This window comes from Paenibacillus sp. JNUCC32, assembly GCF_014863545.1.
GTDB classification, from domain to species: Bacteria; Bacillota; Bacilli; order Paenibacillales; family Paenibacillaceae; genus Paenibacillus_AQ; species Paenibacillus_AQ lautus_A.
On sequence record NZ_CP062260.1, the window covers coordinates 1,350,147 to 1,371,041 of the forward strand.

Annotated in this window: 18 protein-coding genes; 12 read left to right on the top strand and 6 right to left on the bottom strand. The window is 51.7% G+C overall.

Going from position 1 to position 20,895, the window contains the following annotated elements; all coding sequences use genetic code 11:
* Positions 1-82 precede the first annotated feature (82 nt).
* Positions 83-1,357 (bottom strand): stalk domain-containing protein, encoded by a 1,275-nt coding sequence (locus JNUCC32_RS06250; RefSeq protein ID WP_192571389.1) that lies wholly within the window; start codon positions 1,355-1,357, stop codon positions 83-85.
* Between the two features lie 224 nt (positions 1,358-1,581).
* Between JNUCC32_RS06250 and JNUCC32_RS06255 the strand changes: the two genes are divergently transcribed.
* Entirely contained in the window at positions 1,582-1,971 is a 390-nt protein-coding gene (locus tag JNUCC32_RS06255; RefSeq protein WP_192571390.1) for a 2Fe-2S iron-sulfur cluster-binding protein, read from the top strand.
* 97 nt (positions 1,972-2,068) lie between these two features.
* Here the strand turns inward: JNUCC32_RS06255 and JNUCC32_RS06260 are convergent, their stop codons facing one another.
* Complete coding sequence (locus tag JNUCC32_RS06260; protein WP_096774353.1) at positions 2,069-2,926, bottom strand: AraC family transcriptional regulator; 858 nt, start codon at positions 2,924-2,926, stop codon at positions 2,069-2,071.
* Between the two features lie 202 nt (positions 2,927-3,128).
* Between JNUCC32_RS06260 and JNUCC32_RS06265 the strand changes: the two genes are divergently transcribed.
* From JNUCC32_RS06265 to JNUCC32_RS06285, 5 genes are all read left to right on the top strand, one after another.
* Positions 3,129-4,922: an L-fucose isomerase gene (locus JNUCC32_RS06265; protein WP_009592101.1), complete on the top strand. Its 1,794-nt coding sequence runs from the start codon at positions 3,129-3,131 to the stop codon at positions 4,920-4,922.
* 24 nt (positions 4,923-4,946) lie between these two features.
* Positions 4,947-5,606 (top strand): class II aldolase/adducin family protein, encoded by a 660-nt coding sequence (locus JNUCC32_RS06270; RefSeq protein ID WP_119847663.1) that lies wholly within the window; start codon positions 4,947-4,949, stop codon positions 5,604-5,606.
* Positions 5,607-5,684: 78 nt separating this feature from the next.
* Positions 5,685-7,196 (top strand): rhamnulokinase, encoded by a 1,512-nt coding sequence (locus tag JNUCC32_RS06275; protein ID WP_192571391.1) that lies wholly within the window; start codon positions 5,685-5,687, stop codon positions 7,194-7,196.
* Between the two features lie 82 nt (positions 7,197-7,278).
* Positions 7,279-7,707: an L-fucose mutarotase gene (fucU, locus tag JNUCC32_RS06280; RefSeq protein WP_096774351.1), complete on the top strand. Its 429-nt coding sequence runs from the start codon at positions 7,279-7,281 to the stop codon at positions 7,705-7,707.
* A gap of 273 nt (positions 7,708-7,980) precedes the next feature.
* Complete coding sequence (locus tag JNUCC32_RS06285) at positions 7,981-9,138, top strand: SGNH/GDSL hydrolase family protein (protein ID WP_192571392.1); 1,158 nt, start codon at positions 7,981-7,983, stop codon at positions 9,136-9,138.
* 181 nt (positions 9,139-9,319) lie between these two features.
* Here JNUCC32_RS06285 and JNUCC32_RS06290 read toward each other — a convergent pair whose 3' ends face one another.
* The 3 genes from JNUCC32_RS06290 to JNUCC32_RS06300 form a co-directional block, all read right to left on the bottom strand.
* Positions 9,320-9,631, bottom strand: a complete 312-nt coding sequence (locus JNUCC32_RS06290) for a YbjQ family protein (RefSeq protein WP_053492862.1) — start codon at positions 9,629-9,631, stop codon at positions 9,320-9,322.
* A gap of 257 nt (positions 9,632-9,888) precedes the next feature.
* Positions 9,889-10,614, bottom strand: a complete 726-nt coding sequence (locus JNUCC32_RS06295) for a type II toxin-antitoxin system prevent-host-death family antitoxin (protein ID WP_192571393.1) — start codon at positions 10,612-10,614, stop codon at positions 9,889-9,891.
* Between the two features lie 134 nt (positions 10,615-10,748).
* The gene (locus JNUCC32_RS06300) at positions 10,749-11,612 is read right to left on the bottom strand and encodes a helix-turn-helix domain-containing protein (RefSeq protein ID WP_192571394.1); all 864 of its coding nucleotides are present in this window, start codon (positions 11,610-11,612) and stop codon (positions 10,749-10,751) included.
* 202 nt (positions 11,613-11,814) lie between these two features.
* On the opposite strand from JNUCC32_RS06300, the gene JNUCC32_RS06305 reads away from it, so the two are divergent.
* Positions 11,815-13,494: an ABC transporter substrate-binding protein gene (locus tag JNUCC32_RS06305; RefSeq protein ID WP_192571395.1), complete on the top strand. Its 1,680-nt coding sequence runs from the start codon at positions 11,815-11,817 to the stop codon at positions 13,492-13,494.
* A gap of 125 nt (positions 13,495-13,619) precedes the next feature.
* Positions 13,620-15,140 carry a glycoside hydrolase family 43 protein gene (locus tag JNUCC32_RS06310; protein WP_192571396.1) on the top strand — a complete coding sequence of 507 codons (1,521 nt, stop codon included), beginning with the start codon at positions 13,620-13,622 and terminating at the stop codon, positions 15,138-15,140.
* Positions 15,141-15,282: 142 nt separating this feature from the next.
* On the opposite strand, the gene JNUCC32_RS31685 is transcribed toward JNUCC32_RS06310, so the two are convergent.
* On the bottom strand, positions 15,283-16,068 hold the full coding sequence (locus JNUCC32_RS31685; protein WP_267132962.1) for a DUF4183 domain-containing protein: 786 nt from the start codon (positions 16,066-16,068) through the stop codon (positions 15,283-15,285).
* 577 nt (positions 16,069-16,645) lie between these two features.
* On the opposite strand from JNUCC32_RS31685, the gene JNUCC32_RS06325 reads away from it, so the two are divergent.
* From JNUCC32_RS06325 to JNUCC32_RS06340, 4 genes are all read left to right on the top strand, one after another.
* Complete coding sequence (locus JNUCC32_RS06325; protein WP_096774349.1) at positions 16,646-17,059, top strand: DUF4183 domain-containing protein; 414 nt, start codon at positions 16,646-16,648, stop codon at positions 17,057-17,059.
* 710 nt (positions 17,060-17,769) lie between these two features.
* Positions 17,770-18,306, top strand: a complete 537-nt coding sequence (locus JNUCC32_RS06330; RefSeq protein ID WP_192571397.1) for a MauE/DoxX family redox-associated membrane protein — start codon at positions 17,770-17,772, stop codon at positions 18,304-18,306.
* Entirely contained in the window at positions 18,303-18,893 is a 591-nt protein-coding gene (locus JNUCC32_RS06335) for a hypothetical protein (RefSeq protein WP_192571398.1), read from the top strand. Before JNUCC32_RS06330 ends, JNUCC32_RS06335 begins: the two co-directional genes overlap by 4 nt.
* A 28-nt stretch (positions 18,894-18,921) precedes the next feature.
* A complete protein-coding gene (locus JNUCC32_RS06340; RefSeq protein ID WP_192571399.1) occupies positions 18,922-20,700 on the top strand; it encodes an ABC transporter ATP-binding protein in 1,779 nt (592 codons plus the stop codon).
* Positions 20,701-20,895: the final 195 nt, after the last annotated feature.

The window sequence follows — 20,895 nt, forward strand, 5'->3', positions numbered from 1 at the left end:
AAGCCTGACAAGAGATGATCTTGTCAGGCTTTCTTTTTTATAGAAGATTATAATTTGGGATTCTGCGAAAGGATTCACTAGATTATTCTTTTACGACAGAGGCATTCACGGCGGCTTCCATGCCATTATTATAGGAACGGAACAAGCCCAGACGCCAGAAGGCGGCACCTTTCAGATCATAGCGCTTGGCCAAGCCGAGCTTATCGTCGACGGATGTGGCGGTTTCGCTGCTTAAGCTGATGCCGAGCAGGAGCTTCTGCTTAGGAACGCCTGCCTGAAGTGCCTGCTGAATGGCTTGGTCCACCAGACTGTTGGGTTCAGGAACCTGGGCTTTGGTGCCAACCGGATTGTACTGATACGCCATGACGATGAGATCATCGGCAAGGGAGGCCAGCGTCTTGTAATCATAGCCTTTATAGGCGCTGTTCAATGGCGGAACGGCTAAGGACAGAGTAATGTCGCTCGGCAATGCCGCTTTCAATTGCTTGACGTAATCATTAAGCAGCTTCTGCTGCTTCGCGGCATCCAGTTTAAAACCGAGCCCTTCGAAATCAAGCACCACGCCGCCGAATCCGTTATCCGCCACCGCGGTCGTGATGCCCTCAATGGACTTTTGGCGAAGGCTGCTGTCGCTGAGGACTTTGGTTAATTCGCCGTTTCCGTCCAAAGCGTAAACCATAAGGTACGGTTTAATCTCCCGATCCGCTGCATCCGCAACAATCGATTGCGGAGTCACGTCGCCGGCCGCCGCAGGCAGACGATACTCGTCGCCTTGAAGCGTAAACTGACCTTCCCGATCAATGCGGCTCCAGCCGAAGGCGACTGAATTCATGGATGCTACGAGATCCCGCTCTTGGAAAGATTGCAAAGCATAAAAGGCTCTTAGATGCATTTCGCGCTGCGGCGACACGAGGGAGACCGTGCGAGTCGCCTGATTCCAGCCGACATTGACGCCGAATTGGCTGCTGAACGAGCTGAGCGGAATCAGAACGCGACCTTCCCGTTGGACAGGGGGAGCGGCCAGCTTCACTTTTTTACCGTTGACGGTTGCGCTCGTGCTTCCGACTTGAAGCAGCACTTCCGTCGTTTGACCTTTCACCTCGCCAATGGCCTTCACCGTTTGCGTCTTGCTGTTCCACGTGATTTGAATGCCCAGCGCTTCACCGACCGTCCGGAACGGCACGTAAGTAACCCCTTTGTCTATCCTGGGAGCTGCATCGAATGTAAGCGCAACGTCATCCAGCTTTACCGAAATGGCAGGCGCAGCCTGTACCTGGCCGATATGGGGAGCGGTTCCGAGCAGAGATAAGGCAAGAACGGCAGCGACGGCTGTTTTTCCTAATGGTTTATGCAGCATGCTATTGTTTTCCCTCCAACCCAATAAAATAATAGAATGATTCTCATAGAATATGGAATTTGCTCTAGCATACGCTAGTATAGCAAAATTTTCATAGAGTTCCAATCGCATGATGTCATAGAATCGATAAGAGTAGGGATGTTGATTTTTTAAACTTTCCAGTATAATAATTGAAGGAATTCCTACATAACCTGATGATTGTACATGCATAGGGGGATAAAGGCGTGTTTAAATTCTGGAAAAACAAAAAGGGCGGGAACAGCGGAGAGAAATCGTCGCTCCCGGCAGCGGAAGAGAGAATGGAAGCCGTGCCGGACCGAATCATCGAGCTTACGGGCCGCGAGGTTCAGCGCAGCGTGGCCCCTGTTCTGGGCATGACGGTGCTTGACTTGGCCGAGCGGAATGAGGTGGATTGGAACTCTTTTTGCAAAAGAGGGACATGTGCGCGCTGCCGCTGCATGGTGGTGGAGGGAATCGAGTATCTGTCCGAACCCAATCTGGCCGAAGAACGGCGCCTGGATCCGGAAGAAATCGAAGAGGGGTACCGTCTCGGATGCCAGAGCAGGATCGAAACGGTCGGCCCCGTCAAAATCAAGCATGCTCCATACTTTTGACGATATAGAAGGACATATGACAGTAATATATATAAAGCAGGCAGCCGTACCATTGCGGCTGCCTGCTTTATTGAAAGGAAAACAAACGAAAATTCCTTCACTCCACGGCCATTTTGCTCTGTTCCCGGAACGAGCTTGGCGTTTGACCGGTAATTTTCTTGAATAACATCGAGAAATACTTGTCGTTGCCGTAGCCGACTTGGGAAGCAACCTCATGCACCGGCATTTCGGAATCCGCCAGCAGGCGCTTGGCCTCTTCAATCCGGCGGGATATCAAGTAATTGAAGGGGGAATCGCCGACTTCTTTTTTGAACAGATGGGATAAATAATGCTGGCTGACATACATCGTATCGGCAATGTCCTTGAGGCTGATGCTCTGGGTGTAGTTGGCGTCGATAAAGTGCTTGGTCCGCAGCGCGATTTCATTCTTGCCCTTCAAGGATTGGAATTGGTGTTTAACGTCCACGATGCGATAAATCACGGTAATCAATGACATCAGCAGGTTCGTGCTCAGCGTTTCATATCCCAGTACCTGCGAATCGCATTCGCGGAGGATCTCGGAAAGATAGCTCTCCACTTTATAAGCGTATTTCTCGCAGGATATGACCGGCTCGACATAGGCCGGCAGCAGCATCCCCTGTGGCACCCCTTCAATGTGAAGCGAATCCACGCCGCAATAGATTACCTTGAAAGGCCCGTCCGTGATGGATTTCTCCTCATGGGGAATGCCGGGGTTATAGATGGCGACATCGCCTTTGTGAAGCTCATATACTTTACCTGCTATGGTGAATTCTCCGCGACCTTCAACCACATAGATGATCTCGCAGAAATCGTGGATTTGGGGCGGGCCATAAAAGAAGTCCTCGTCCACGACCTGGCCGGCAAAGAGCAGCTGCGGATTTTTGATGAAGCGGAAGTGATCGCTTTTACTATGCGAGATTTCGATTTTTGGCACGGTCTCGTCCCTCCTGAAAGCAGCATCCTTTTCCTATTATAATGCATATTGCTCCTCGATGCCGAAATCGTTTGCAACCCGTTTACGCATAGGTACACTGTCTTGCTGAAATTGGGGACCGATATAACAACATAGTGGGTTATCCTTGAGCCCGAATCAACTTACAATGATGTCATAATCCTTATAGGGAGGCGTGACATACATGACAATTGAAAACGATTACAGATGGCGGGACGGGTTTCCGAAAATCGGCATTCGCCCTACGATAGATGGCAGACGGAGAGGGGTAAGGGAATCCCTTGAGGAACAGACGATGAATCTGGCCAAGGCCGTCGCCGAGATGCTGACGAAAGAGCTTAAATATCCGAATGGCGAGCCGGTTGAATGCGTGATTGCGGATACTTGCATCGGCGGCGTTGCCGAAGCGACCGCAGCGGCCAAGAAGTTCAAGAATGCCGAGGTCGGCCTGACGATAACCGTTACGCCTTGCTGGTGTTACGGAACGGAAACGATGGATGCGGATCCTTCGCGTCCGAAGGCGGTATGGGGCTTCAACGGAACAGGGCGTCCGGGCGCGGTGTATTTGGCAGCCGTCTTGTCGGCCCATGCGCAGAAGGGACTTCCCGCATTCGGCATCTATGGCGAAGACGTTCAGGATGAAGGGGATACCCGCATTCCGGATGACGTTCAAGAGAAACTCCTGCGCTTTGCGCGGAGCGGGCTGGCTGCGGCCTATATGCGCGGACAATCGTACTTGTCCATGGGCTCCGTGTCGATGGGCATCGCCGGCTCGATCGTGGACGACAGCTTCTTCCAGGAATATCTGGGCATGCGGAACGAATATGTGGATATGAGCGAGTTTACGCGCCGTTTGGAAGAAGGAATCTATGATCCTGAAGAGTATGAGAAGGCGCTTGCTTGGGTGAAGGAGAACTGTACGGAAGGACCGGATAACAATCCGGATCATCTGCAGAACAGCCGGGAGCGCAAGGACCTCGAATGGGAAACCGTCGTCAAAATGACGCTGATCACCCGTGATTTGATGATCGGCAATCCGCGATTGAAGGAGCTTGGTTTCGAAGAGGAAGCCCAAGGCCACAGCGCGATCGCTTCCGGTTTCCAGGGGCAGCGCCAATGGACGGATCACTCCCCGAACGGAGACTTTCTGGAGACCATCCTCAACTCCTCCTTCGATTGGAACGGCAGACGTTCGCCGTATATCGTGGCAACGGAGAATGACAGCCTGAACGGAGTCGGCATGCTGTTCGGATACCTGTTAACCAATACGGCACAGATTTTCGCGGATGTGCGGACGTACTGGAGTCCGGCTTCGGTAGAACGGGTTACCGGCTATAAGCTTGAAGGCAAGGCGGAGAACGGCATCCTGCATTTGATCAATTCCGGTTCGGCTGCATTGGACGGAACGGGCGAGCAGGAGCTTGACGGCAAACCGGCCATGAAACCGTTCTGGGATATCACCGATGAAGAGGTTGATCGCACGCTCAAGGCCACGCAGTGGAGACCGGCTAACCTGGAGTATTTCCGGGGCGGCGGTTACTCGACCGACTACTTGACGCGCGGCGGCATGCCGATGACGATGTTCCGCCTTAACCTGGTGAAAGGACTTGGTCCCGTCCTGCAAATCGCCGAAGGCTATTCCGTGGACCTGCCGTCGGAGGTGCACGATACGCTCGATAAGCGTACAGACCCGACATGGCCAACGACTTGGTTCGTACCGAACCTCACGGGAGAGGGAGCCTTCTCCAGCGTTTATGAGGTCATGAACCAGTGGGGCGCCAATCACGGCGTGATCAGTTACGGACATATCGGAGCAGATCTTATCACCCTGGCTTCGGTGCTGCGAATTCCGGTCAACATGCATAATGTGCCCGCTAATGAGGTGTTCCGCCCGCGTGCATGGGGCATGTTTGGAACGTCCGATCCGGAAAGCGCCGATTTCCGCGCTTGCCAGAACTTCGGTCCTCTATATAAATAAGGTCATTCGAGAGGAGAGCGAATCATGCTGAATGTAGAAACGAGAAACGAACTCTGCAAATATGCCAAAAAAATCGTCGACAGCGGACTCGTTGTAGGGCCTGGAGGGAACATCAGCGCCAGGGCAGGGGACAAAATGTATTTGTCCCCGAGCGGTTTCGCGCTGGAGGAGATCGAGCCGGAGCAATGGATCGAAGTGGATATCCCGACGGGCGATATTACCGATATTGGACTGCGGCCTTCCTCCGAAGTGCTGATGCACCTGTACGGATACCGCAGCAACCCTGACATCGGGGCCATGGTGCATACGCACCCGTCCCATTGCATTGCCTTTACGCTGGTGGAACAGGAGCTGCCGGTGATGTTCCCCGATCAGGCGGCATTGGTCGGCCGTACGGCTTATATCCCGTACATCATACCAACGACGGATTTGTTGGCAGATGCCGTCGCGGAGAAAGTGACCACGGCCAGCTCCATACTGCTGGGTAATCATGGACTGGTCACAACCGGCCGGAATCTGCGCGAAGCGTACTACCGGACCCAAGTGGTTGAAGAAAGCGCCAAAATTTACCTGAGCGCCAAGGCGGCCGGCACGCCGGTGCCGCTGACAGATCAGGAAGTAGACGATATTGCTGCTCTGGAGAGCGAGGATTATCGGATTCAGCTTCTGCAGAAGATGAAATAAATGTCGAGTTAAGGTTCGGATCTCGGGTCGTTGAAATTTGAATCGGTATCGTACTTAAGGTGAGAAAGGATGCGGCGTATGAGCAATTCATCTGCGGTGCTTGCGTTTGACTTGGGGGCCAGCAGCGGCCGGGCGCTGCTGGGCGAAATCACCGCTTCTAATCATGACTCCCCCGGCATACTGAAGATTACGGAGATTCATCGTTTTGCCAATACCCCTGTTCAGATGGGAGATCATCTGCACTGGAACTTCCCGATGCTGCTCCAGGAGGTCAAGCATGGCATCCGTAAAGCGTTTCAGGACGGTTATCGCCCGGTCAGCTATGGCATCGATTCGTGGGGCGTCGATTATGGACTGATTGACCGAAACGGGGAGCTCATCGGAGTGCCTTATCATTATCGGGACCTCCGGACGGAAGGCATGGTGGAGGAAACCTGCAAGCAGGTTGGCAGAGAGCGGCTGTTTCAAGAAAGCGGCCTGCAATTCATGCCGTTCAACACCATCTTCCAATTGAATGCGATGCTTAAGGCGAAGTCGCCGATGCTGGATATCGCGGACAAGTTCCTGCTCACGCCGGATCTTCTGAACTATTTTCTTACAGGGGTTCAAGCATGCGAGTTCACCATGGCAACCACGACCCAGCTGTATCATGTTACGGAAGGCAAGTGGAATGAACGGTTAATGGATGAGCTGGGACTTCCCTCGTCCTTGTTCCTTGAACCCGTACAGCCGGGAAGCGTGATTGGCAGGCTGCAGGATGCCGTGGCGCAAGAGCTTGGCGTTCCGGCGATCGAAGCAATTGCCGTGGCGTCGCACGATACGGAATCCGCCGTGGTGGCCGTTCCGGCGAACGCCGCCAGGTTTGCTTATCTCGTATGCGGGACCTGGTCGCTTCTTGGAACCGAGCTGCCGGAGCCGCTCGTTCACCCGGACGTGCTGGAAGAAGACTTCTCCAATGAGGGTGGGGCTTATCAATCCTTTCAATTGCTGAAGAATATCATGGGCCTCTGGATTCTTCAGGAGTGCAAGCGTCAGTGGGAAAATGAGGGACTGAAGTATTCTTATGCAGAGCTGGTTGAGCTCGCGGAGGACGCGGAGCCTTTCCGCAGCCTCATCCATCCCGATGATCTGCGCTTCATGAATCCGGCCGATATGACGGCTGAAATTCGGGATTATTGCCTGGAGACCGGGCAGCCCGTTCCGCAAAGCGCCGGTGAGTATGTCCAGTGCATACTGCAAAGCCTGGCCCTAAGATACCGGGAAGTGCTTGAACGGATGGAAGTCCTGACAGGGCAAGCGTACGATGGGCTTCATATGGTTGGCGGCGGCATTCAAAACGAGCTGTTATGCCGGTACACGGCGAATGCCATGGGCCGTACGGTATGGGCCGGTCCGGTCGAAGCCAGCGCCATCGGGAACATGCTGGTTCAATTTGTGGCCAATGGCACGCTGCGCAGCAGGGAAGAGGGAGTCGAGCTCGTGAAGCGGTCTTTTCCGCTGGCCTGGTATGAACCCGAATCCAGTGAGGATTGGGAGGCGGCGTTCCGGCGTTACAAGTCCTTGATCGGACAGCAGCAGGCACAGCCGTGATCATGAGAGCGTTCAGGGACTGACAGCTCCCTGTTAAGATTCTCAACTTGCTTCAAAATCTGATAAAGAAGGATGTCGTTCCATGCTAAAAGGCATATCTCATTTGCTCTCGCCTGAGCTGCTGAAAATACTTATGGAGATGGGGCACGCGGATGAAATCGTTCTCGGCGACGCCAATTTCCCTGCAGCCAGTCACGCCCGGCGGTTGGTCCGGGCAGACGGACACGGAATCCCTGCGTTATTAAACGCCATATTGCCGTTATTTCCGCTGGATACGTACGTCGAATCCCCGGTAGCGCTGATGGCCGTCACCCCCGGAGATACCGTGGAAACGCCGATCTGGGAGGATTATCGCAAGATCGTGCAGCAGTTTCACGCCGTTCCCGTTGATTTCGACGAGATGGAGCGCTTCTCGTTCTATGAACGCGCCAAGAATGCGTATGCCATCGTGTCGACGGGCGAACAAGCGCTGTATGCCAATGTTATCCTTAAAAAGGGCGTAGTCGTTTAGACTAACCGATGCAAGTGTTAAAGAAGAGATCGCTGCGGCGGTCTTTTTTTTCGGTTTCCAATGGTTCAAGCGGTTTTCATCATCATGCGTAAAAAATAAACACAACACCGCCGGATTGAACTACAATGAGCATTAGGCCAGATAATCTCAGCTGGTGTTTATGATGATCAAGTCAATGGAGGAGAACAGGCAACGCAGGAACACAGCGGGAAAGAAAGACGCCAAGATGATTCTGGCAAATACATACCATCATAAAAATGAAGGTGAGATATTGTGAGAGGAACATACGCATCTTTATCGGTCGTATCAACGGCAACCAATTATATTATGGAGCAAGACAATGTAATGACGCGCACCTATCGTACCTATATCAAACCGAGAGAGTCCGGGCAGCTTGAGCTGAGATTCTGGCACAGCAACTCGGTAGATTCCACGTGGGATGTGGGCTCGGTGGCCAAAGGGAGTATGCCAGGGGGAGCGTGGCGGATTGAAGCGGCTTATGCTGCCGATGGCGGCATCGGTCGGGAAGGGCAGGTTGTGCTTGGGACAAGCGTGCAAGTTATGTTTGACGGGAATCCGGGTAAAACGGTAGCTCCCGGCGAGACGTTTTGGAGCGATCCGTTGCAGATCGAACTGCCCAAGGGACATGATTTGGCGTTCACGTGGACGATTACGACGCTTTCATCAGGTAAAACGGTGCCATACAATACGGAGGGGCTGCTTGTAACGGCTTATGAAGCTGAAGGGAATAAGGCGGATGACGAGTTTGGAGCAGCGTTCGTCCCGGCAGCGAGCCGCTTGGTCATGCCTGCATTTGCCGGGTATGCCAGATCGGTCAAGCAGCGGATGATCTTCCTAGGGGACTCTATTACACAAGGCGTAAGAACCGCGAAAGACGGCTACCAGTACTGGGTGTCCCGCATTGCGGATGGCCTCGGGCAGGACTACAGCGTATGGAATATCGGTTCCGGCTGGGCAAGGGCATATGATGCCTCGGCAGACGGTCCGTGGCTAGCGAAGGCAGCCGAAGGAGATATTGTTGCAATAGCGCTTGGGGTAAACGATATCGATATCGGAGCGAGAAGCTCCCGGGAACTGCTGGATGATTTATCAGCGATTGTAAAGCGTTTGAAACAGAGGGGAGATGGAACAAAAGCTCGAATCATTCTCTTTACAGTACCCCCGTTCAATTTTATGGGAGACAGGGAAGCGGTATGGCGTACCGTCAACGAAGCGATTCGCACCCGCCCTCCGGAAGGCGTGGACGCCGTGTTCGATATCGCAGATATTCTGTCCTGCCCTGCTCCGGAGGAACATCGGATCGAGCCGAAGTATATGAGCTCTTCCGATGATCCGCATCCGAACGGCCAAGCAGGAGCGGTGATTGCTGATGCTTTCCTGAAGTGGTTTGAGGCACAGCCGAAAAACTAAATCCGCACAGGCGGTTGAAAATGGAGATTTACTCAGATGGAAACGGACGGGTCGGTTTCATGCCAATGGTTGATGGAGAAAACAGCGCCAGTCAGACCGTAATCGGTCTGACTGGTCGTGGCTTCATCAAACTGCCATAAGCCGATAACTGGCTGATTGGCGTCGTTCGTCACTGTACAGGCTATACCACCACTGCTGTTCCGCTGACGGCCACCATCAGCATTCCCTCACGAATGACCTCATAGTCGATGTCCACCGCTACGATAGCGTTGGCCCCCATTCGCTCAGCCTTGTCTTTCATCTCGGCAAACGCTACATCCCTTGCTTCCTGCAGCTTGTTCTCGTAGGCTCCCGAGCGCCCACCAACAAAATCGGTAATGGAGGCCATAAAGTCCCTCACTACATTAGCGCCCATAATGACTTCGCCGTTCACAATGCCGATATACCTTTTAACCGGGTAACCTTCAATGGTAGATGTTGTTGTCATAATCATATGATCGTCCTTCTTTCAAATAATTTTTAAATAGCGTTTACGAATAAAAACACCTTTCACCTGATGCTGATGCTGATTTGGATAGCAGTACTAGGAAATATACGATCGTTTACCAGCGTGAGTACTTTCTTTTAGTACGCCGACAGAAGAGGATTGGTTTCATGAATGGGCGTAAGAAGACAATTATACGCTAGAAAATGCTTATTGAATTTGCAGAGCAGGTGGCCAATAGGCGGTTGTTTCCTAAGGTATAGTAGTCACGCAAACAAATCTTGCATGGAAACCTGTAAGCCTAAATAAAGTTTGGATTCCGCAAAAGAGTCATGGGCTTGCGAGAAGTAGTTCACATCCGCGATCTCGCCGTCGGACAAGGAAAAGAGGATGACTTGAGCTTTCATCGGATCGATGATCCAATACTCTTTTGCGCCGCATTGCCGGTATAGATCAAGCTTCGGGATCATGTCCTTGCTACGCGTGGACGGAGACAACACCTCGATGACGAGGTCAGGCGTACCCATATAAATCCCCTTCTCATCGATTTGATCTTTGTCGCAAATGACGACCAGATCCGGCTGTACGACACAGATATTTGCCTCCTCCTTCTTCAATGTAATATCAAGTGGAGAAGTCAGCGGTGTACAGGGTTTTCCTCTGAACCAATTGTAAAATGTGCCGTGCAGTTCATTAACTGCATGTTGGTGGTTGTATGAAGGGGAAGCCATGTTATACACGATCCCGTCGATCAGCTCGTGGCGCTGTTCCGAGCCTTCGGTTAGTTTCAGGAAATCCTCGTAAGTGACGTTGTCATTGTCGGCTGTATACTTTACAGCCTCCTCTCTCAGGACAGGTTCATCTGTGCCGGCATAGGCTATTAATTTGGCAATATCTCTGCCGTTTCTCGTCACGATGATGTCCTCGCCAGCCTCAGCTATCTTAAGATACTTTCCGAAATAGTTTTGCATATCGGTGGAAGTCATTCTCATAAAGTTCACCTCGATTTAGCTAATTTAAAGGTAGGATGATTTTTTCGAACGGTTTGCTTCTGCTGCAGGATCCAAGGTTGCATTGAAACTCACGGATTTGTGGCGGACGGTATTTCTCGCGCCATGCAAAGTGCTTACCTGCGCTTTCGGTACACTTTAGGAGATAGGCCATACACCTTCGAGAACTGACGGGTAAAATAATTGCTGTCATTGAATCCGCTCCGATAAGAAATTTCCGAAATCGGAAGGGGTGTCGTCTTTAACAGCCTGCATGCGTGCTCCAAGCGGAGCTGCAGAAGATAGGCGAAAGGCGTTGTTTGGTAATAGGATTGGAATATCCGATTCAGATGCCTGACGGATATATTGGATTTGGCCGCAATTTCTTCACGGGAAATGGGCAGCAAATAGTTATCCTCCATAAAGGAGATGGCTTTCGCCAAATGCATCAGATGAATTTGGGCTCCGTGACGCTCTTGCTTTTCATACTGCCGTGACAGCTGGACGACGAGCTCCATAAATCGCGAACGCAGGATGGTCTGGTAGCCCTGCAGCTTGTTCGCGTATTCCTCAATCATGAAGTCAACAACGGACGATACGTAATCCAGACTTGAGATCGGCAGGCTCATCTTGCTCAAGGCATGGTTGATATTGCGGTAATACGGCTCCAGAACGAAAAGCGCCTGATACCCGTTCGATCTTTTAAACTCTGGACCCGCGAATTCCAGCATCTCGGGCTTATACATGATGTTGCAAATACGAAACTCATGCGGGTCTTTATATCCATGGGAGGTTGTGCCGTTAATGACAAAGACGTCCCCCTTCTTGATAAACGATTCCTCTGTGTTGACGATATGGGTGGCATGACCATGCAAAACGATAACGAGTTCGGAGAAATCAACATGGTGATGCACGTACATGTCCTCTTCGTGTCCGCCATATTGAATAAAGAACTTAAACTGCTCATCCGTTGTAAACCAATCCAAATGTACGCTTCTCATTCGGCCACCCTCCCAAATATATTATGAAGTGTCTTGATGTCCTTATCATGCTATATTCAGGCTCTAAGATCAAGGAATAAGGACAAAGCTAGAAGATATAATAGGATCTGAAAGTGAGTCGCTCTAAACCATTCATACAAAAAAGCTAGAAAGCATGATCTGCTGGCGACTGACAAGAAGATATTGAACGGGGGGTAAAGGCATGAAACACTGGAAGGGATTATCGCCGCTCTTGGCTATGATGCTGCTGGTTACTTTTATTCTGGCTGCGTGCAGCAGCGGTGACAGCGGCAATTCCGCAGGCAGCGAAGAGGGAGATTTGAAACCGGTTACAATTACATATTTCAGCGCCGATTCGAACGCGAACTGGGCAAGTATGCAGGATGCTGTCGGCAAAAAGCTGACCGAGACGACCGGCGTTACGATCCAAGCCGAATTTGCGGTTGACGGTTCCAATCAGAAGCTGCCGCTGATGGTAGCGAGCGGTGAATATCCGGATCTCGTTTACGCTAAAGGCGATGCGAATCTGTTCGTTGATTCGGGCGCTTTTATCGACCTTACCGATTTGATCGAAGAACATGCACCGAACCTGAAAAAGCTCTATGGGGATTACATGAACCGTCTGAAGTGGAGCAACGAGGATGAATCGATCTATGTTCTTCCGACGCTGAATGCCGTGGATCATCAGCAATTGGATGCCGGCGGAAACTTTCATATCCAGCATGAAGTGCTGAAAGAGCTCGGTTATCCGGAAATCAAGACCGTCAAGGATTTTGAGAAGGCGCTGAAGGATTATTATGAGAAACACCCGACGATCGACGGTCAGCCAACGATTCCGTTGACGCTCAATGCCGATGGATGGCGATTCATGATCTCCGTAACGGATGCGGCCGTGATTGCTACCGGTTTGTCAGGGGATGGGGAGTATTATGTTGATCGGGAAACGTATGAAGCTAAATTGCACTACAGACGTCCGGAGGACAAGGAATACTTCCGCTGGTTGAATCATCTCAACGCCACGGGCATATTGGACAATGAAACGTTCGTTCAGAAGACGGACCAGTACGAAGCCAAGATCGCCTCGGGCCGCGTTCTTGGCGTTATTGACGCCGATTGGGGGTTTGGAAACCCGACGAATGCGCTGAGAACGGCCGGCAAAGAGAACCGTACCTATGCGAGATTCCCGATCCAATTGGATGGGACGACCAAGGACGCTTCGTTCCAGAATGCGGGGTATGCAGCAGGCTGGGGCGTAGGCATCACGACATCCGCGAAGGATCCGGTAAGGATCATCAAGTTCTTGGATTATCTGGCTTCCGAAGAAGGGCAAATATTGATGAACTGGGGCATTGAAGGCGAGCATTACAATGTCAAAGACGGCAAACGCGTCATTCCGGAGGACGTGCAGGACCGTAAAGTTAACGACAACGCCAGCTTTACCAAAGAGAGCGGAATTGGATTATATAACAGTTTGTTTCCTCGTTATGGCGACGGCGCGAAGGATTCGACCGGAAATTATTATACAACCAACTTCCCGGAACAAATCAAGGCCAATTATACGCCTTCAGCCAAAGAGACGCTGAAAGCGTATGGTGCGGAAATGTGGAAGGATCTCTGGCCAAAGTCGGAGGAATTTCCGACGAAGCCGTGGGGCGCGGCATATCTTATTTCCCCGCCGATCGACTCCAACATTGCAATCACCTACAAGCGGGTTGAAGAGATTGTTCGCAAACGCATTCCGGAGATCATCCTTGCGGACCCGTCCCAATTCGATGCCCTTTACGATCAGTTCATTCAAGATCTGAACGCTGCCGGGGCGGAAAAAATGGAGCAGGAATATTCGGAGCTGGTTCGTGATCGGGTGGAGCTGTGGAATAACTGAACCGTTTGATTTGAGGGGCAGGCCCCAAAGCTGCCTCTCTTTTATGCCAATCTGTTTTTCGCCATTGTTTCATAGACCATCGTTTCTTAGACATAAATAAGGAGTGCAGAGGAGTGTTTTATTTCATGAAGTTTAGCAACCCCATCCTACCGGGCTTTTATCCGGATCCAAGCATTTGCCGAGTCGGCGAAGATTATTATTTGGTGACGAGCACATTTGAGTATTTCCCGGGCGTTCCCATCTTTCATAGCAAGGACTTGGTAAATTGGAAGCAAATTGGCCATTGCCTTACATCGGAAAAACAACTGCCCCTTAAGAACGCCGGGAGCTCAGGGGGAATTTATGCCCCGACCCTTCGCTATCACGAGGGCTGGTATTATATGACGACAACCAACGTCAGCGGAATCGGCAACTTTTACGTCAAAAGCACGGATCCTGCGGGTCCTTGGTCTGACCCGATCCCTGTCGCCCAGCAAGGCATCGATCCATCGCTGCTATTCGACGACGATGGTTGCGTCTATTTTCAGACGGCTTGCTGCGGCGACGAGGGAGAGGGCATTTATCAATGCGAAATCGATATTGCAAGCGGCAAGAAGCTGACGGAAAGCCGCTTAATCTGGAGAGGAACCGGGGGAGCCAGTCCGGAAGCTCCGCATTTATACAAAATAGACGATCTGTATTATTTAATGATTGCCGAGGGCGGAACCGAGTATGGACATATGGTCACGGTCTCGCGAAGCCGACATCCTTACGGGCCGTTTGAGCCTTGTCCCCATAATCCGATTCTGTCCCATCGAAGCAGGAGAAGCCCCATACACGCGACAGGACACGCGGATCTGGTGCAGGCTCAGGATGGCACGTGGTGGGCCGTTTTCTTGGGAATCAGGCCGGTTTCATACCCCATGCGCCATCATCTCGGCAGAGAAACTTATCTGGCTCCGGTCACATGGACCGCGGACGGTTGGCCGAGCATCGGTTTCGAGGGACGGGTCGAGCAGGTAATGGACAGTCCTCAGCTGCCGGAATGCCGGTGGCCCGCAAAGCCGTCCAGAGACGATTTCGATCACGCCTCCCTCGGTTTGGACTGGGTCTTTTTGCGCAACCCATTACCAGGGAGCTGGTCGCTGCAGGAACATCCGGGATATCTCATGCTGCGGGGCAACCCATCGTCCTTGAACGACGCGGCATCCCCTGCTTTTGTCGGGCGACGATTAAGGCACTTTTCTTGCAACATATCCGCTGTTCTGGACTTTGAGCCTGCAAACGAGGGAGAAGAAGCGGGATTAACCGTATTTATGAATGAAAGGTATCATTATGATCTGGCCGTAAAGCTTATAAACGGGGAAAAAACGATCGTATTCAGACGTACCGTGGGGTCGCTTAGCGTAGAACAAACCAGTCGATGTCCGGAGGGGCCTGTCGTGTTACGAATCGAAGCAATGCCCGAGCATTTCCGATTCTCCATGGGACAAAGTTCATCAGAGGTCCTGAATATGGGATCAGGTGAAACCCATCTGCTTGCGACGGAAGTAGCCGGCGGATTTACAGGGTTAATGATTGCTATGTATGCATTCGGCGACAATGGAACAACCCCTGCGCTGTTCGACTGGTTCGATTATGAAGTCATCGATAGCCGGGCCGAATAGTCGAATTCGATAAGATGAAAGAGAGGGGACCGTTTATTTCGGTAACATGTTAAGAAGTAGAGAAAGAAGACATCTTCCTTGCGGCAGATGTCTTTTTGCGCGAACCTTGCTGCCCGCCGCAGCGGGGTATTTTGCTCACCGTTCAAGCTACCACCTGAACGGTGAGATACAGCACCTCCAGCAAGATGGGCGTTCCGGCCAGAAGCACATCGCCGGGAGAATATAAGGTTAGCGCCTCCGAAGTGATGGTGTAGATACGGCCTTCCTGAATCATGCCGTTGATATAAACGGTCGAGGAGCTGTTCGGACCTACCATAATGCTCTGAAATGCCTGGTTACCGTCGTCATCCGTAAATTGTCCGGCAGATATGACGAAGGGATCATCCAGACTAACCTCGGACATCAATACGTAAAAATAGCGAAGCGTGGTCGGCAGCACGTTAATCTCCGGCACGATGACGCTTCCGGGGATTCCTTGAGGGCCTTGCGGCCCCGTGGGCCCCTGGATTCCAGCCGGCCCCTCCATACCTGGAGTGCCTGGAGCACCCTGAGGGCCTTGGGGTCCCATCGGTCCGGGAATGCCCGCCGGGCCTTCCATACCTGGAGTGCCTGGAGCACCCTGAGGGCCTTGGGGTCCCATCGGTCCGGGAATGCCCGCCGGGCCTTCCATACCTGGAGTGCCTGGAGCACCCTGAGGGCCTTGGGGTCCCATCGGTCCGGGAATGCCCGCCGGGCCTTCCATACCTGGAGTGCCTGGAACGCCTTGAGGACCTTGGGGTCCCATCGGTCCGGGAATGCCCGCCGGCCCCTCCATGCCAGGGTTGCCTGGAGCGCCCTGAGGACCTTGGGGCCCCACCGGTCCGGGAATGCCCGCCGGCCCCTCCACACCTGGAGTGCCTAGAGCGCCCTGAGGGCCTTGGGGTCCCACCGGTCCGGGAATGCCCGCCGGCCCCTCCGAGCCAGGGTTGCCATGAATGCCCTGGGGTCCTTGGAACCCGGCTGGCCCCGCTAAGCCCGGGTTCCCAGGAACGACTTGAGGGAATAGAGGTAATAGTGTCGATAAGAAGTCTTTTGGACTGCGTCCCACTTGACGTCTATGCTGAACAGCTGAGGGGGTGGTCCGATGAGTGGATCTGGGGTTGCATCTCCATTTTCGTTTGCCTGCCGACACGACTCGTTTGTATTTTCGCTTCTTGCAGTTGCTTCGTTTTCGATATTCTGCAGCTTTTAGAATTCGATATCGTTTCCGCTTGATCACGGGAGTTTTCAGTCTTATCCCCCCTCCCCCCGGATGAATGTCTGTACTTAGTTTATGTCATTGGAGAAGGACTCGAGTGGACATTTATCCTTTCTTCGGTGATATATTGGCCTGAGCACGGATTCATTCACTGTTTGTTTTTTTATATAGTGGGAGAATGTCAGAACCAAATCTCAGAATCTATCATTTAATGATAATGTGGCGCAGCCATATTTTTTCTATCTAAGACAAGAGAGGAGTGAAGATAATGCCAGTTATTAAACCTATCATTACCGCGGTCGCATCGGTTCCCGTTGCAACCGGCGGCACGATCACCACGACGGTAACGCCAACCGTAACCCGTTATTTTGCGCTGGTCGACGAAGCGATGATCGGTGCAGACTCGATTACCATGCCGGCCACGAGTTTCATCGATGATGCCGAAGCACCCGTGACGGCATTTCCCGCGTTGACAGGCACTGAATACTTTAATGTGTATATTAACGGGATGCTGCAGCAGCTTGCGTTATCGACTTTGACAACCGCCAGCTTGGTGCTCGATACGACGGATGTCCCGGCGGGAATACCGGTACTGTTGGAAATTGCCAGCTTCACGAATACGGCCTCCGCCATCACGACACAGCCTACCATTTCGGCGCCGGTCATTACGATCATCAGTTAAATTGGTAAGCAAAGGGCTGCCCCGATTAACAAAATGGGGCGGCCTTTTGTGTATGTAATTTCTTTAATAAGGGATAACATTCTATTATTTTACCATAAGATATTATCCTTGTAAGAAATGATAAATATAGTATATTAAAATTATCCTGCAAGCCAGCTAGTTAGCATAAACCACTTACACCCCTCAGAAATTGAACCCGCTTACAAACGACTCGGCATAAAAAAATTGGAAGATCCCTACAGCCAGCGTTCAACACACTCCAAAGCTTTTTGCATGGCAACACCTTTCATATAAATGGATGAACTTCATGATTGAAAGGAGGTGAGCATTAATGTGCATTCTTCGTCATACTTCCTGTAACACTACGGAGCAATGCGGACGCGACAAATTCGGCGTTCGTCTTGAAGTATGGGACTGCGGCAACGGTTCCGAAGAGAGATATACTTGCGGCTGTTAATTTTTTTGTGAACGCATGAACCTATCACTTATAAACAGCGGAACTTCTTGTTCCGCTGTTTATATTTCACGCAGGGCATGCGGCTTCCTATTACGGTTGAAGAGTGAGGGGTCGAATATGGTTTTGGGTCCATTGCAGTATGATCGTGAACGGGTGAACAGCGAAGAAGAACGGCAAGGTGCAGTCCAAGCAAGATATCAAAGTCATCGAATGGGGGCTTGGTCCCCTTGGTTGTCGGGAAGGAGAATGAACCATGTCCATGAGCGCGCTTTGCCTTTTGTTTCTGACCTTGGTGTTTGTGTTTTCGGGAGTGTCGAAACTGTTATCGTTAGCGGATTTCAGGACGACGATCGAACGGTTGCAGATGCCTGCAGGCCGCTTACGGATTGTACCTGTTCTCATTTGCGCCGCTGAGATTGCAGCCGGGGCGGGTTTATTGTTTTCCTGGAGCAGAGCCTCTGCGCAGATCGCGATTTTTACTTTGCTGGCAGGGTTCGGATACGCCGTTTATCAAGCCAGGGTGGTGCAGAATCAGGAGATCCAATGCAGCTGCTTTGGCTCATGGTCTAGTGAGGCCCTCGGCTTGAATACGGTCGTTAGGATTGCATGCTTAGGTATATTGAATGCGCTAATTTGGCTTTTGTCCGAACCCGTGAATCTCTTCCTCATGCCGGCCCAAGAAGCGGTTCTTACTTTGCTGTCGGCCGGCGGCATTGCCGTTATTTCGTTGGTGGCGGTGAATGCGTATACTCTTGATTCATTACAGGCGAAGGAGGGAACGAATCCATGAATTTGATTACGACCGTGCTCGTGATTCAGTATGGCTTGATATTCAGCTTGGCTTTCTTCGTGTTCAGACTGTACCGTCAGGTTCGGGAGTTGAAGTTGAAGCCGCAGACAGTCGTGACCGGGCACGAGATGCCTGCGGTTCCGAAGGAAGGGCTCGAGCTTGGCACGCAGATTCCTCGGGCAGCCTATACGAGCATGGCCGGTGATACCGTGAATTTGTACGACGGCAAGCCCAAAATTCTATTGTTCACGATGAACCATTGCAATGCCTGCAAAGAAACGTACGGGGCCATCAAAGCGTTTATGGCTTCGCATCCGGATCTTTCGGTCACGCTATTCCTATATGCCCAGGATGCGGATGAGGCCGCAGAAATGGCGGTTGCCAATGAGTTAACCGATATGCAGGTCGTGTGGGCAGACCGGGCTATGATCGATTCGTTTAAAGTGAACCGGTTTCCGTTGGCGTTCTACCTATCCGAGGAGCAGCTCGTCATCAACAAAAGCGTCACGAATTATTTGCATCATTTAGAACAAATGATCAACCAGCTGCCTCATGCTAAACCTTCAGCCCTAAACAAATCGGCTTAGCGACGAAGGAGGCTCAAGGTTATACAACATGAAATATGCGAACCTGATGTTCGAGGTTATGAAGCAGGTGTACCGCGTCTCTCCGCGGATGTTCACCAGATCGACCATGATTTATTTAATGCAGGCCTTTTTGCCCGTTGCCCAGATTTATATTACGGCTCAAGTCATAGACGACGTTACCGGCGTGTTGATTCGGGATCAAGCTCCATACCAAGCATTGTATTGGCTGTTACTCCAGATGGCGGTCATTCTAATTGGCCTCGTGCTGGCATCTCTTCAAAAGTATACCGAGCGAAAGATGAATGCTTATGTATCCTACTGGTTTAATCTCCAAGTGTCGGAGAAGCTAAGCAAGCTTCCGTTCGTATTCTTTGAATCTCCGGAAAGCTACGACAAGCTGCAGCGTGCTCTTCGCAATCTGAATATATGCGGAATTAACATGGTGTTTTACATGTTCTCGATTATTCAGAACCTCATCACGTTGACGGGTTTGCTCGTGCTCTTGTTCAGCTTTCATTACATATTGCCTATCGTTATGCTGCTTCTGATCGTTCCGCTGTTGATCATCCAGAAGAAAGAGGGGGCTTCCCGCTTCGTGGTCATTCATCAGCAGACGGCTTCGTCCCGTATGGCGGCCTACATGAACCAACTGCTGCAGACGAAGGAAGCGGCCAAGGAAATCCGGCTGTTTCATGCCAAAGATTATTTATTGAACAAATGGCGGGGCATCTATTTCAAAAATACGTATGAAATGCTGGGCGTCGAGCGGAAAAACATGAAGAATCGCCTGATCGTGGAAGGGGCGGTGACGATTTGTTCTTTTAGCATTTTAGCCGTGTTCGTCTGGCTCGGCTCACGCCTCAAACTAACCATCGGCAGTTATGTCGCCCTCTATCAAGCGGTCCAGGACACGCGATATTCCATCCAGAACATCAGTCAGAACATCGGGCAAATCTATCATGACGGTCTGTTTATCCACGAATTGTTCGAATTTCTGGATACGCCGGTTCCGCAGCCGGAAAAAGCTCTGCCGATGACCACGCCTTTGCGGGAAGGAATCGAAGTCGATCGCGTTACCTTTTGCTATCCGAATCAAGATAAGCCTGTGCTTGACGATTTGACGATTCGTATCAAGCCCGGAGAAAAGGTTGCCATTGTCGGGGAGAACGGTGCGGGGAAGAGCACGCTCGTAAAAATCATGCTAGGCTTGTATGAACCGACGCATGGCGTTGTGCGCTATGGCGGCATCCCGATCCAGGATTATGATACCGTCAGCTTCCGCAGCAAAGTAACGGCGGTGTTCCAGGATTTTTATCGATATGAATGGACCCTTGAGGCTAACATTGCGCTGCGTGAGCATGATCCGGACGACCGGCAAGCCCATCGCCGATTGAATCATGCCATGGAGAAGGCCGCGATGACCCCGCTAGTAGATTCGCTGCCGGACGGAGTAGCAACCCAGCTGGGTACGCGCTTCTCCGGCGGGCGCGAACTGTCTCAGGGCCAATGGCAGAAGGTCGCGATCGCCCGGGCGTTCTATCGGGAATTCGAAGTGATCTATCTGGACGAGCCGACGGCGGCCGTAGACCCGCTTACGGAATCCGCGATATTTGAGAGCCTGATGTACATGACCGAAGGCAAAACCGCCATCTTCATATCGCACCGATTGGGAAGCTGCAGACATGCGGACCGCATTCTCGTCCTCAAGGAAGGGAGAATCGTTGAAGAGGGAAAACATGAGGAATTAATCGGACAGGGAGCCCATTATGCCGAGATGTTCAATAAGCAGGCCCAGTGGTATCGCTAGCATGGGGCACCGGTTTTGAAGCGCATGCGAAAGTTAAGCGGAGCGGATCAAGAAGTCATTCTTGGTCCGCTTCCTGCGTTTAGTTTACGTTAGGAGGGGCAAGCCGCCATGGGAGACGAGAGAGCCGCTAAGATGCCGACCGATTGCATGCCAGAAGGAGTTTCGTGTCTGAGTCCCGAATTGAATAGGGACTTG

What these genes read in the sequence shown, in the direction of transcription:
- JNUCC32_RS06275 (WP_192571391.1), top strand. Translation starts at nt 5,685, where the DNA reads ATGAGCAATTCATCTGCGGTGCTTGCGTTTGACTTGGGGGCCAGCAGC.
- JNUCC32_RS06335 (WP_192571398.1), top strand. Translation starts at nt 18,303, where the DNA reads ATGAATTTGATTACGACCGTGCTCGTGATTCAGTATGGCTTGATATTC.
- JNUCC32_RS06290 (WP_053492862.1), bottom strand. Translation starts at nt 9,631, where the DNA reads ATGATTATGACAACAACATCTACCATTGAAGGTTACCCGGTTAAAAGG.
- JNUCC32_RS06340 (WP_192571399.1), top strand. Translation starts at nt 18,922, where the DNA reads ATGAAATATGCGAACCTGATGTTCGAGGTTATGAAGCAGGTGTACCGC.
- JNUCC32_RS06305 (WP_192571395.1), top strand. Translation starts at nt 11,815, where the DNA reads ATGAAACACTGGAAGGGATTATCGCCGCTCTTGGCTATGATGCTGCTG.
- JNUCC32_RS06265 (WP_009592101.1), top strand. Translation starts at nt 3,129, where the DNA reads ATGACAATTGAAAACGATTACAGATGGCGGGACGGGTTTCCGAAAATC.
- JNUCC32_RS06310 (WP_192571396.1), top strand. Translation starts at nt 13,620, where the DNA reads ATGAAGTTTAGCAACCCCATCCTACCGGGCTTTTATCCGGATCCAAGC.
- fucU (WP_096774351.1), top strand. Translation starts at nt 7,279, where the DNA reads ATGCTAAAAGGCATATCTCATTTGCTCTCGCCTGAGCTGCTGAAAATA.
- JNUCC32_RS06250 (WP_192571389.1), bottom strand. Translation starts at nt 1,357, where the DNA reads ATGCTGCATAAACCATTAGGAAAAACAGCCGTCGCTGCCGTTCTTGCC.
- JNUCC32_RS06330 (WP_192571397.1), top strand. Translation starts at nt 17,770, where the DNA reads ATGTCCATGAGCGCGCTTTGCCTTTTGTTTCTGACCTTGGTGTTTGTG.
- JNUCC32_RS06325 (WP_096774349.1), top strand. Translation starts at nt 16,646, where the DNA reads ATGCCAGTTATTAAACCTATCATTACCGCGGTCGCATCGGTTCCCGTT.
- JNUCC32_RS06270 (WP_119847663.1), top strand. Translation starts at nt 4,947, where the DNA reads ATGCTGAATGTAGAAACGAGAAACGAACTCTGCAAATATGCCAAAAAA.
- JNUCC32_RS06295 (WP_192571393.1), bottom strand. Translation starts at nt 10,614, where the DNA reads ATGAGAATGACTTCCACCGATATGCAAAACTATTTCGGAAAGTATCTT.
- JNUCC32_RS06300 (WP_192571394.1), bottom strand. Translation starts at nt 11,612, where the DNA reads ATGAGAAGCGTACATTTGGATTGGTTTACAACGGATGAGCAGTTTAAG.